Source organism: Croceifilum oryzae (assembly GCF_030814315.1).
In the GTDB taxonomy this organism is placed as follows: domain Bacteria; phylum Bacillota; class Bacilli; order Thermoactinomycetales; family Thermoactinomycetaceae; genus Baia; species Baia oryzae.
This window is the reverse complement of sequence record NZ_JAUSUV010000001.1, coordinates 306,281-318,669: the sequence shown is the minus strand read 5'-3', so window position 1 is coordinate 318,669 and position 12,389 is coordinate 306,281. Positions and strand designations below refer to the sequence as shown.

The following is a 12,389-nucleotide window of genomic DNA, read 5'->3' as shown; positions in this document are numbered from 1 at the left end:
CACTCCCGCAATGAAATTCATTCTGTACGAACATATCATTATTTTAAACCTTTGTCAACGTTACAGCCGCATGGAATAGGTTGATTACGAATTTTCTACGAATATAAAATTGTATCAATAAATGCGAAATGGAAATTAATGTTCCATCCTACCCCTATATATGTTATACTTTTTACCAAAGTGTTATAACATATATATAAATTCATTTATATAATATAGACAAAAAATAAAAAAGGTGGATGGAATGAGCATGACGATTCGTTCGATTACATCAAATCATTATGAGCTTCGTGGAAAACTTCATCTAAATTTATCAGTAGCAGAATTAGTAGAACAAGCACTAAGCCGAAAGGAAGCCGTTTTATCTTCCAATGGAGCCTTAGTTGCGACAACTGGAGAATTTACAGGGCGCTCTCCTAAAGACAAGTATATAGTTGACGAAGAGTGTGTAAGCGGTTCCATTGATTGGGGATCTGTTAATCAAGCACTAGAACCAGAAGCATTCCATAAGATTTACAAGCGTGTTCAAGATTACTTGAAAGAGAAAGAGCTCTTTATTTTTGATGGTTTTGCTGGTGCGGATACCACTTATCAACTCCCAATCCGTATTATTAATGAATATGCTTGGCATAACTTATTTGTGCATCAATTATTCATTCGTCCAACAGATGAAGAGCTACATACTCACAAACCAGAATTTACCGTGATCTGCGCCCCTAACTTTGTCGTTAATCCTGAAGTAGATGGAGTACGCTCTAAAACATTGATCACAGTTAGTTTTGAACAAAAAGTAGTCATCATTGCTGGCACACAATATGCTGGCGAAATGAAGAAATCCATCTTTAGTGTTATGAATTATCTCCTTCCCGAACAAGGCGTGATGCCGATGCACTGTTCAGCCAACGTAGGAAGTGATCAGGATGTTGCCTTATTTTTCGGACTATCTGGCACAGGAAAAACAACCTTGTCTGCTGATCCAGAGCGCCGGTTGATTGGAGATGATGAACATGGTTGGACAAATCAGGGAGTTTTCAACTTTGAAGGTGGCTGTTATGCAAAGTGTATAGGGCTTAGTCAGGAAAAAGAACCACAAATTTGGCAAGCGATCCGTTTTGGTTCCGTCTTGGAAAATGTTTCGTTAGATTCAAGCAGAACTCCTGATTATCATGATTCGACTCTTACTGAAAACACACGTGCCGCTTATCCAATCGACTCGATTCCTGGGGCTGTTATTCCAAGTGTATCAGGTCATCCCAATGTCATTTTATTTTTAACTGCTGATGCTTTTGGTGTACTACCTCCTATTTCGAAGTTAAGCAAAGAGCAAGCCATGTACCACTTTTTATCAGGTTACACAAGCAAACTAGCTGGTACCGAGCGAGGTGTAACAGAGCCTGAAGCTACTTTCTCCACCTGCTTTGGCGCACCATTTTTACCACGTCCTGCACATGTATACGCAGAATTATTGGGCGAGAAGATCGAGAAACATAATGCACAAGTTTTTCTTGTTAACACAGGCTGGTCTGGCGGCTCTTACGGCGTTGGGAAGCGAATGAATCTAACGTATACACGCGCAATGGTAACCGCAGCGATAAACGGTGCCCTAACCGATGTTGAATATATAACCGAAGAAGTATTCGGGCTCTCCATCCCAACAACATGTCCAGACGTTCCAAGTGATATCTTGAATCCACTGACAACATGGGCAAATCCAGAAGAATATGTTGAAAAAGCAAAAGATCTAGCAAGTCGTTTCCATCAAAACTTTACTAAGTTTACAGGTGTTTCAGATAGCATTCGATCTGCTGGACCACGCAATAAATAGAGATGGCTCTTATTCCATAAACTAAAACCTGACAGTACCTTTGTCAGGTTTTTTATGTTACCATCGTACGGATGAGATAATTCAATAAAGAGTTATTTATAAATGGTAAATGGATCGTTACTATGGAAAGGATCGACACAGCTATGAATCGACCGGTATTAATTGGTGTCGCAGGAGGCACTGGTTCAGGTAAGACCACAGTTGCGCGAAAACTCGTAGAGGAATTCTCTGATTCGGTCTTGTTAATGGAGCAAGACTCCTATTATGCAGACCAAGCTCACCTGACCATGGAAGAGCGAACCAAGATTAATTACGATCATCCGTTAGCTTTTGATAATAATCTACTGGTCGAACACTTACAGCAATTGATGAATTATCAATCTGTCCAGATGCCAATCTATGATTATACTGCATCCACCCGTTCCAACGCGTACAAACAAGTCGAGCCCAAACACGTTATAATTGTGGAGGGAATCCTGATTCTTGAGGATAAAGGTCTACGGGACCTTCTTGATATTAAAGTATTCGTCGATACCGATGCTGATGTACGTATTTTACGTCGCATCGAGCGTGATACAAAAGAACGAGGCCGTACGTTAGAGTCCGTTATTCAGCAATATCTACAGGTGGTTCGCCCGATGCATATGCAATTTGTTGAACCAAGTAAACGATATGCTGACATTATCTTGCCTGAAGGCGGGAGAAATGTAGTAGCCCTTAACCTTTTAATGAATCAAATTCGTATGTATCTACAAGAATTGGATTCATGAACTAATTCCCATACCTAACTTCGAAGGAGCATATCCATATGTCCACCGCAATCGAGTCAACATCTATCCAAACGGTACGCGATCAACTATTGAAACACCCCATCTATGAAGCGATGACGTCTCCAGACAGAGTCCGCATCTTTATGAAACATCATGTATTTGCGGTCTGGGATTTTATGAGTCTAGCCAAACGATTGCAGAACTCGCTCACAACCACTACATTGCCGTGGGTTCCCAGTCCAAATGCACATTATGCTCGCTTTATTAATGAAATCGTTTTGGGAGAAGAGACAGATGAGGATGGACAAGGAGGATATGCTAGTCATTTCGAACTATACGTAGAGGCAATGAAAGAAGTTCACGCCGATACGACATGGATGGACTCATATCTTCAAGATCTTGGAGCTGGGAAAGATCCGATAGATACATTGCAAAATAGTTCCCTTCCGTCTACGATTGTTCAATTTGTAACATACAGCTTACACTTGGCATTTTCAGCAGAGTCCCATGAAGTAACCTCGGCCTTTTTCTTTGGACGCGAAGATTTAATTCCTGAGATGTTTACACAGCTCCTTTCCGAACTGGATAATCATGAACAGTCTACGGAGCGTATTCGTTACTATCTCAATCGTCATATCGAACTAGATGGAGATACACATGGACCTCTAGCAGAAAAACTTTTAAACTCTCTATGTGAATCGGATCCAGAGAAATGGAAGCAAGCCGAGCAGGTTGCTCTCCGCTCCCTACAGTTACGGAGCCAACTTTGGGATGGTGTATTAGCAGAGATTCAAGAAAAAGGATTATAATACGTGAAAACACCTTTGATTCTGCAGAATCAAAGGTGTTTTATCTAAACGGTCCCCCATTAACAACTATTCTCTTTTGATATTTCCATGTTTCGTAGCTTTTCACTTAGCACTTTGAGACGAATTTTTAGGAGGTCAGCCCAATCGTAGTCTGGTTTACAGATACGTAGCAGATCCAAAGCAAGATCGATTTGTTCTCGTAAGATCGATTCTTGGTTATCCTCTTCCTCAAAGCTAAAGCTAGATTCTTTCCATTTTTTTAACATTTTAGGATCAATACGATCGTAGAGGGTGGTTTCTTTGACGCGATCTTCGATAGCATACTCTACTACCAACTCAAATTGTTCTTTCACAGCAGGATGAACGTGTCTCTTCTGGCAGACAGGACAATAGAGAACCGGTACTTGATGAACCGAAACCTGTTTTCGCACAATCGTTCCGATTTTGCCAATCATACTTGCACCGCAGCAGTAGATCATGCAATTCCCTCCTCTACCCTTCTGATAAATAGATTCATCTAAACATTTTGAAATAAGAGAGTAATGCATATATTCCCTTGTCACAGAAGCGTTAAACCTATTTTTCAAACTTTTTTCCGTATATTTATGCAGGGGAAAATATGAAAATAACCCCAGTAGATACAGTAGATCGCTGGGGTCTATCAATCTATCATCGTCCATTATTGGATGGATTCTTTGTACTGCTCGTCTGAAAGAAGCTCTTTTAATTGAGCTGCGTCGTCAAGCTCTACTACAATCATCCATCCATCTTCGTAAGGTGCATCGTTTACGTTTTCTGGGGATTCTTCAAGGGAGCCATTTACTTCTACGATGGTTCCATTTACAGGTGCATAAAGTTCCGAAACGGTTTTCACAGACTCTACACTACCAAACGGTTGACCTGATTCGATTTTGTCGCCCACTTCTGGGAGTTCAACAAATACGATATCTCCTAATTCAGATTGAGCAAAGTCAGTGATACCTACGCGTACTTTGTTATCAGATTCGGTTTTTACCCATTCATGTTCTTCTGTATAGCGCAACTCTTTTGGTAAATTCATGCAGGAACCCTCCCAAGGATTAAGATTGTTTTTCCTTTTCTTCGTTCAAGACACGTTCGAGTGGTTTTTTGAGCAAGGAGAGAGCTTTTTCACCAGCAGAGCGATGACGTAACACCCCTGTAGAATCAAATAAGTAGAATGCAGGTACAAACTCATTTTCAAACGCATCTACTACCTTGTGTTCATTATCAATCGCTTGTGGATGTTGCAAACCATACTGCTCAATAGTTGCTTTTACCTCATCGATGTTAGTATCTTTTTCAGAGCGAGGCATGTGAATCCCGACGAATTCAAGCTCTGGGGTCTCTTCCCGCATTTTCTTCAATTCTGGGAAGCTCTCCTTACATAAGTAACAACTAATGGACCAGAAATGAACCAAAACTGGCTTACCATTTAATGCCTCTTTGCCAGTTTCACTGTTCACCCACTCTGTTACTCCTGCTAACTCCGGCATTTCGGTACGTAGACGCATAGCCATGAGGAAACCCTCCTTCATAATATCGTAATTCCTGTTAACTGAATAGATGAATCTATTGTAAGAAAGGACCTAACAGATGTTTGTTAGGCCCTTTTATGGATGTGATGAACGTGATTACAGTGTTTTTTGACCTGGTTTCCAGTTAGCTGGGCAAAGTCCACCTGTTTGAAGAGCGTCGAGTACACGAAGGGTTTCGTCTACACTACGACCTACGTTATCATCCGTTACGACTTGATAACGAACGATTCCTTCTGGATCGATGATGAAGAGACCACGTAATGCAATTCCTTCGTCTTCTTTTAATACACCGTAGGCACGGCTTACTTTGTGATTGGTATCAGCAGCGAGTGGATATTGAATGTCGCCTAGTCCATTATCTTCACGGGAAGTATGGATCCATGCACGGTGTGAATACACGCTGTCTGTGCTTACACCCAAGATTTCGCAATCGCGATCGGTAAATTCATCTGCACGATCGGAAAGTGCTGTGATTTCAGTTGGGCATACAAAGGTGAAATCAAGTGGGTAAAAGAACATTACGAGCCATTTGCCTTCATAGTCAACTAGCTTTGCTTGCTCTTTCAATGTTTCTAGGTTTTTTGTGCTCTCCATTACGAAATCTGGAGCTGGAAGTCCTACAAGACGTGCTGTCATGAGTATTTCCTCCTCTATCGGTGAGTATATTTTCGAATCATGCCATTTGTTAATCTATCCAATAGATGGATCAGATAAACACAGTAGCATGACCCTGAACAAATTTAGGATAACATGACCATTATTTATAGTCAATATCAATTTGTATTAAGTATAATGTAAAAATAATTATTACAATTAGACAACTCACTCCGAGCCACTAAAGCTACTATTTTTGTGCAACCCAATTGGTTTCAAATTCGCTCTCTTTAAAGCCAATTGTAACCTTTTTTCCGTCTGTTACCAAAGGACGTTTAATCAACATCCCATCAGAAGCTAATAGGGCTAACTTCTCATCATCCGTCATCTCTTTTAACTTCTGCGATAAGCCTAACTCTCGGTATTTCTTTCCGGATGTGTTAAAGAATTTTTGGATTGGAAGTCCACTTACATCCACCATTTTACGTAACTGTTCCACAGAAGGAGGGGCTTCAACAATATGATGATCTTCAAAAGAAACATTATGTTGCTGAAGATATTTCACTGCGTTTCGGCAGGTTCCACACTTTGGGTATTCATACATGATAATGGACATCTGGTTGATCACACTCTTTCCATAAAGAATCGTTATGTTGTCTAGGTTTCACTAGAATCTGGAGGTTTATGAAAAAGCTTGTCCGCCTCGTATATATTCTACATCACTTACACCCGATCGGGTATTCGCCACACGTGCCACGGTAAAAAAATAATCGGATAAACGATTCAGGTAACGACGAACTTCTTCATTGGTTTCTTCTGACTTACAGAGGCTAACTACGCAACGCTCTGCACGGCGGGAAACGGTTCGACAGATATGGATACTAGAAGACAATGAAGTTCCTCCAGGTAAGATGAAACGGCGCAACGGGGCTAATTCCGATTCATATTGATCAATCCATTCCTCTAGTCGTGTTACCATGGCGCCTGTCACTTTGTATTGTCTTTCTTTTCCTACTTGAGCTAGGTCGCCGCCTGCGTCAAATAGCTCATGCTGGATCTCTGTGAAGTGACTAATTAGGTCAGCATGCTTTTCGGGAGACATTCGGGTGATGGATTCACCTACAAATGAATTTAATTCATCAATGGTTCCGTAAGCTTCAACACGGATATCGTCTTTGTCAACGCGTCCACCGACGACAGCTGTCTTGCCGGCATCTCCTGTGCGGGTGTAGATTTTCATAAGGCATGCTCCTTTCGGGAATTGTTCGTAAACGGCTGATGTAATATTTGGGGAACGCCTGTCTCGGGATGAGGAATGACCACAGTAGTGACTCCATATACTTGTTCGACTAAGGAGGCGGAAATTACCTCTTTTGGGGTACCTTCTGCGATGCATTTTCCATCTTGTAAGAAGAGAACACGATCGCAAAAGAGACTTGCCACATTGAGGTCGTGAATGACCATGACAAGTGTTAAACCCTTTTCCTTTTGCCAATGCTTGCATATATCGAGCAGAGACCATTGTGCTTCTAGATCTAGATAGGTAGTTGGCTCATCTAGCAGGAGAATGTCAGGCTCCTGTACCAATGCACGGGCAATCGCTACTCGCTGGCGCTCTCCTCCGCTTAACTCTGTAATACGAGTATGCCTGCGATCTAATAGGTTGGTTTGTTGTAAAATTTGATCTACTACATCGTGGTCGTGATCTGATAACGTTTCAAAGCGTGATAAATACGGATAGCGCCCCATTTCGATCATCTCTCGTACGGTGAAAGGAGCATCTCCGAGCAATTCTTGAGCGAGAACCGCAATCTTTCTCGCTCTCGCTTTCGGCTTTAGCTTCAATAGATTCTGTTCTTCTAACCAAATTTCTCCCTGATCTGGCATTAACTCTCCCGATATCATTCGTAAGAGCGTTGTTTTGCCGCTCCCGTTGGACCCTAGTATGCCAATGGATTCTCCACGTTTTAGCTGTAAAGAGATTCCATCTACCACACAGCGTGTATCATAGTGTTTGGAAACAGATTGTATGGTTAGCACGATGATAACTCCTTCTCTTGCAATCTATAAATTGCGTCGCCATTTGTAAAGAAAATAGGAAAAAAACGGAGCACCTAAGAAGGCTGTAATCACACCAACTGGTAGTTCTCTCGGATCGAAAATCGTCCTCGCGAGTAGATCACTCGCCATCATAAAAGTAGCACCGGCTAGAATCGAATATGGGATTAAAAAACGATGATTCGCGCCGATTATCATGCGGATCAAATGGGGGATGACAATCCCTACAAAGCCAATTACTCCTGATATTGAAACAACCATGGCTGTTAAAAGAGACGCTAGGATTAGTAATAGAAATCTCGTCTTCTTCACCGATACTCCAACATGCGCAGCGGTACGTGCATTTACAGCGAATAGATTTAATTCTCGTTGAGTAAACCACGCCACTGCCATCACGACTAGGATAACCGGGATGAGAATCCAGATATGGGTCCACTCTCTTAACGAAAAGCTCCCCATCAGCCAGTATTGAATTCGGGACATTTGTTCGACAGACATAGAAAGTAGAAACGTAATAATCGCTCCGAACAAGGCATGTATGACGACACCTGCTAGGATTAATGTGTTGGTTCTTAATTCTCTCCCTGCTAAAAGGAACACACTGACCGTGGCTATGAAAGCTCCTATAAAGGCGGATAAGGAAATGAACCACATTCCCCAGATGCCTGCTCCAATCCCTGATAGGATCGCGATAATCGCTCCTGTAGCCGATCCTGAGGAGACTCCTAGTATATACGGGTCTGCTAACGGATTTCGTAGCACCCCTTGATATAACACTCCAGCAAGCGCTAAACTAGCTCCTACTACCATCGCTAACACAACCCGTGGGAAACGAAGAGACCAGAGAACCGCATCTAGCGTCGGATCTACTTGGTTAGGGAATCCGATGGTATGGTGTCCAATCACGTTCCAAATCTCTGAGATAGGGATTTTTAAACTTCCTACGGTTACAGCCAGTATAAAGGTAAAAAGAAAGCAGAGGAACATTCCTCCGCCGATATATACATGTTTCTTGTTATATTTTCGTCTCATGATAAGCCTCGATATTAACCCAATATATTTTTACTTCATTGCCTCGGGGTACAACTTGGTTGCCATCTCTTTGATGCCTTCGATGATTCGAGGACCTGGGCGGCTGGTTGTATTCCCGTCGAGGGTGAAGACTTGTTTTTGTTTGACTGCTCCAACACTTGCCCATGCGGGACGAGCTTCGATCTGGCTTGTACTTCCGTAGGTTGAGAATATCACATCGGGGTTCCAAGCTGCCACTTTCTCTGCACCTACTTGTGGCCACCCTTTTAACTCTTTCGCTACATTTATACCGCCGGCAACTTCGAGCATCTCATTTAAGATCGTATCGCCACCAGCTGTCATAGGAGTCGGATCAATCTCGAGCCATACTTTTTTCGGATTCTTCTTAGCAATCGGAGTCACTTTTTGGTAGATTGCTAGTTTTTCTTTGGTCATCGTTCCAACTAAGTTATCCGCTTCGTGCGCTTTATTCGTGGCCATTCCTACAATTGTAATCGACTCAAATACTTCTTTGATCGATTTTCCATCTAGAACAAGGGTAGGAATGCCTAGCGATTTAAGCTTCTCGACTTCTTTATTCATCGTAGAAGCAAGTACCAAGTCTGGCTTGAGAGAAACTACCTTTTCAACGTTAATGGTGAAGTCGCCTACTTTTTCAAGCTTCTTCGCTTCTACTGGGAAGTCATCGTTGGTAGTACCTCCCACCATCTTATCTCCTAAACCGATCGCATATGCAATCTCCGTGTTGCTAGGGATAAGTGAAATGATTCTCTCGGCTGGCTTCTTGAATTCCACCGTATTCCCAGCCATATCTTTAACTGTTATCGGGTATTTCACTTTACTAGGCGTAACCGGTGTCGAAACAGGTGGCTTGTCCCCTGGTTGACATCCTACTACTACACTAAAAACAAGAAAAAGAGACAAACAGACTAGCATCCATTTGCGAATTGAAAGCCTTTTCATATGTACCTCCTAAATATAGATCATTCTCTACTACTTCAAGTGGTTGATAGACCACTAGCCCACCAACAGTCGACAAACATTCCTACTATTCGCTAGGTTCGGATTCATTATATAGGAAATAACCTTCTTCGTGAATCCCTAATAAAACCCTGGATATTTGACTACAGGCCACTTTTTCTTTCGTAATGAATGCATAAATGCAGGACCTACATGTAGATTATCTTCTACTAGTTGACGAGGTGTAAGCGCCATCCATTGATTCAGAGACACATCTTCAAAGCGACTGCTCTTAAATATTTCTAAGAACCATAAACTTTGGTCACCTGTGTTTTGGACATAGTGACCGAAAGCGCGAGGAACATAACCTACATCACCGGCACTGTAATCGAATGTACGTGCTGTCCCTTCACCCGCAAAAACAGTCATCCGACCCTTTCCGGAGATATAATACTGCCACTCATCTGCATTTGGATGCCAATGCATCTCCCTCATGCCACCCGGTTTCACTTCTACCAATGCCGCCGCAACCTTTTCTGCAATAGGAAAGTTAGTCGTATCCGCTATACGTACTTGCCCACCTGGAGTTGTAATCGGCTCTTGGGCTAGCAAACGATGGGTGAAGCTTTCTGATACGGTTCCATATGGAGAGATCACCCTTTGGCTATCTAGAGGTCCTGGCACTTCGGCTTGAAAGATGTATCTCTGGTGATTGGGGATGTTGTTGAAATTGTCTGGTTGGACACCAAAGTTGGCCGATAGCACGTCCTTCGGCGTATGTGCGAACCAATCTGAAATAGATAACGTATTCAGATCCGAGAAGGTTCCATCGTCGAAAACAAGAAGAAACTCGCATCCCTCTTCCAATCCTTGAATCGAATGTGGAATTCCCGGTGGAAAGTACCACAGATCCCCTACACCCACATCAGCAATAAAATTTCGCCCATTCTGATTCACTGCCGTAATCCGTGCACGTCCTATCAGCATGATCGCCCACTCTGCCTGTTCATGCCAATGTAACTCACGCACCCCTCCCGGAGTTAACGCCATATTGACTCCAGCCAGCGTGGTTGCAATCGGAAGCTGTCTAACCGTCACCTCTCGTGACCAACCCCCATGATTTAATTGCATGTACGTATCAGAAAACGAAAACTTCAAGTTCGGAAGCGTGCCTGCATCCGTTACCGGCGGAACGAGCATATCCGGGTTTTCTCGATCACGCATCACATTCCGCGGGCCAAAATCCCACCATCCACTGCCATCCGCCCTCATCGGCTGTGGAATACGACGATTCTCATCCAATGTCATCACCTCTGTTAACTGTATGCAGGAAATAAGGATTTTTGACAACACACATTTCATTCAAACAATTAACACAATTAAACATTCCATTTATAAATCATTAAACATAGCAAGTTATAATTTGGAAGAATCAGGTCAAAATGAAAGGGAAAGGGTGTTTCTTTATGTTGATAAGAAAGAGAATCTTAATCCCTGTATTATTGTTATGTCTCTGTATCATGTCGTTCTCTATGGTGGGTCACAGCTTCGCCGCAAGCCCTTACCTCTCCACTAAAAAACAATCGTATAGTACGGGTGAAGCCATTCAAATCAATTTTAATCAAGGTCCCGGTAATGCAAAAGACTGGATTGGCATTTATCGTAAGGGCGCCGCAAACTCACCCTCCTTGGATTGGGTGTACGTCAACGGATCGAAAACAGCTAGTTCAGGGGCTACTAACGGGTCGGTGACTCTGAATGGAGTCCTAGAAGCTGGAACCTACGAAATCCGTTTTTTTGCTGATGATGGATATACCAAGATCAGTCCTGATATTTCCATCAACGTGACCAATCAGAAATCTCCCGCTCAATCCTCTGAAACCGTGAAAATCATGTCTATGAATACGTGGAACGGTGGGGCCAATGTTGCCAATGGGCTCGAAAAGATCGTTAATGCTGTACGGTTGTCAGGCGCTGATATCGTCGGATTTCAAGAAAAAGCAGAACCCGTTACCGCCATAGCTAAGCGTTTAGGCTGGTACTACTATCAAGCTTCTCACGATGGCGGTGTGATCAGCAAATATCCGATCGTTGAAACATTTGAGTTCGAAGGCGTCGGTGCATCAGCGGCTCGTGTTCGCTTACCGAGCGGACAGGAAGTCATGGTCGCGTCCGCACACCTAGATTATAGAGTATACAGTCCCTATTTGGCCCATTTTGATAAGAAATCACCAAAGGACATTATTGCAAACGAAGAACGTAGCCGTGGCGTTCAAACGACCAACATCCTAAATCGATTAAACCCATATCTCTCTGCCAATATCCCGGTATTCTTACTCGGTGACTTTAATGCTCCCTCACACTTAGACTGGGTGGAAGCAACAAAGAACACTCATCAAGGTTACGTGTTGGATTGGCCCGTTTCCAAGAAGATTGAACAAGCAGGCATGATTGACTCCTATCGTGCCATTCATCCCGACCCAGCCGCAGACCCAGGGAATACTTGGTCTCCCGTTTACACATACGATCATCCTTGGGATACCAGCTATCCAAAGGAGCCTCAAGATCGGATTGACTTCATCTATTCAAAAGGTAGAGCACAAGCAACTGATTCGAAGGTGTTTATGGTGGGTAGTCCAAGACCCTACGGACAGCATCAAAACAATGATTGGCCGACCGATCATGCCGCTGTCGTGTCGAGTTATACGATTAACCCGTAGTTTAGTGGATTGGTATATTGAAGAGGAGCTCGCTTAATGTGGGCTCCTCTTCTGGTTGTAAAACA

The 12,389-nt window shown here is 42.9% G+C and carries 14 protein-coding genes; 4 read left to right on the top strand and 10 right to left on the bottom strand.

Annotated elements, in window-relative coordinates:
* Positions 1-250: 250 nt before the first annotated feature.
* The 3 genes from pckA (at position 251) to J2Z48_RS01520 (ending at position 3,404) form a co-directional block, all read left to right on the top strand.
* Positions 251-1,825, top strand: a complete 1,575-nt coding sequence (pckA, locus tag J2Z48_RS01530; RefSeq protein ID WP_307250425.1) for a phosphoenolpyruvate carboxykinase (ATP) — start codon at positions 251-253, stop codon at positions 1,823-1,825.
* A 143-nt stretch (positions 1,826-1,968) separates the two neighbouring features.
* Positions 1,969-2,595, top strand: coding sequence for a uridine kinase (gene udk, locus J2Z48_RS01525; RefSeq protein ID WP_307250311.1), 627 nt, complete (start codon positions 1,969-1,971; stop codon positions 2,593-2,595).
* Positions 2,596-2,633: 38 nt separating this feature from the next.
* Complete coding sequence (locus tag J2Z48_RS01520; RefSeq protein WP_307250309.1) at positions 2,634-3,404, top strand: DUF3050 domain-containing protein; 771 nt, start codon at positions 2,634-2,636, stop codon at positions 3,402-3,404.
* A gap of 59 nt (positions 3,405-3,463) precedes the next feature.
* On the opposite strand, the gene J2Z48_RS01515 is transcribed toward J2Z48_RS01520, so the two are convergent.
* The 10 genes from J2Z48_RS01515 to J2Z48_RS01470 all read right to left on the bottom strand — a co-directional run bounded on the left by J2Z48_RS01515 (position 3,464) and on the right by J2Z48_RS01470 (position 10,876).
* Positions 3,464-3,883 (bottom strand): hypothetical protein, encoded by a 420-nt coding sequence (locus tag J2Z48_RS01515; protein WP_307250307.1) that lies wholly within the window; start codon positions 3,881-3,883, stop codon positions 3,464-3,466.
* A 200-nt stretch (positions 3,884-4,083) separates the two neighbouring features.
* Positions 4,084-4,464: a glycine cleavage system protein GcvH gene (gcvH, locus tag J2Z48_RS01510; protein WP_307250306.1), complete on the bottom strand. Its 381-nt coding sequence runs from the start codon at positions 4,462-4,464 to the stop codon at positions 4,084-4,086.
* 19 nt (positions 4,465-4,483) lie between these two features.
* Positions 4,484-4,936 (bottom strand): TlpA family protein disulfide reductase, encoded by a 453-nt coding sequence (locus J2Z48_RS01505; protein ID WP_307250423.1) that lies wholly within the window; start codon positions 4,934-4,936, stop codon positions 4,484-4,486.
* 120 nt (positions 4,937-5,056) lie between these two features.
* On the bottom strand, positions 5,057-5,596 hold the full coding sequence (locus J2Z48_RS01500; protein ID WP_307250304.1) for a peroxiredoxin: 540 nt from the start codon (positions 5,594-5,596) through the stop codon (positions 5,057-5,059).
* Between the two features lie 208 nt (positions 5,597-5,804).
* A complete protein-coding gene (locus J2Z48_RS01495) occupies positions 5,805-6,170 on the bottom strand; it encodes an arsenate reductase family protein (protein ID WP_307250302.1) in 366 nt (121 codons plus the stop codon).
* A 66-nt stretch (positions 6,171-6,236) separates the two neighbouring features.
* Positions 6,237-6,794: a cob(I)yrinic acid a,c-diamide adenosyltransferase gene (locus tag J2Z48_RS01490; protein WP_307250300.1), complete on the bottom strand. Its 558-nt coding sequence runs from the start codon at positions 6,792-6,794 to the stop codon at positions 6,237-6,239.
* A complete protein-coding gene (locus J2Z48_RS01485) occupies positions 6,791-7,549 on the bottom strand; it encodes an ABC transporter ATP-binding protein (protein ID WP_370872844.1) in 759 nt (252 codons plus the stop codon). The genes J2Z48_RS01490 and J2Z48_RS01485 overlap by 4 nt, the downstream gene beginning before the upstream one ends.
* A gap of 69 nt (positions 7,550-7,618) precedes the next feature.
* The gene (locus J2Z48_RS01480) at positions 7,619-8,644 is read right to left on the bottom strand and encodes a FecCD family ABC transporter permease (protein WP_307250296.1); all 1,026 of its coding nucleotides are present in this window, start codon (positions 8,642-8,644) and stop codon (positions 7,619-7,621) included.
* Positions 8,645-8,674: 30 nt separating this feature from the next.
* Entirely contained in the window at positions 8,675-9,607 is a 933-nt protein-coding gene (locus tag J2Z48_RS01475) for an ABC transporter substrate-binding protein (protein WP_307250294.1), read from the bottom strand.
* 138 nt (positions 9,608-9,745) lie between these two features.
* The gene (locus J2Z48_RS01470) at positions 9,746-10,876 is read right to left on the bottom strand and encodes an oxalate decarboxylase family bicupin (RefSeq protein WP_370872842.1); all 1,131 of its coding nucleotides are present in this window, start codon (positions 10,874-10,876) and stop codon (positions 9,746-9,748) included.
* A gap of 194 nt (positions 10,877-11,070) precedes the next feature.
* Between J2Z48_RS01470 and J2Z48_RS01465 the strand changes: the two genes are divergently transcribed.
* Positions 11,071-12,324: an endonuclease/exonuclease/phosphatase family protein gene (locus J2Z48_RS01465; RefSeq protein ID WP_307250292.1), complete on the top strand. Its 1,254-nt coding sequence runs from the start codon at positions 11,071-11,073 to the stop codon at positions 12,322-12,324.
* Positions 12,325-12,389: the final 65 nt, after the last annotated feature.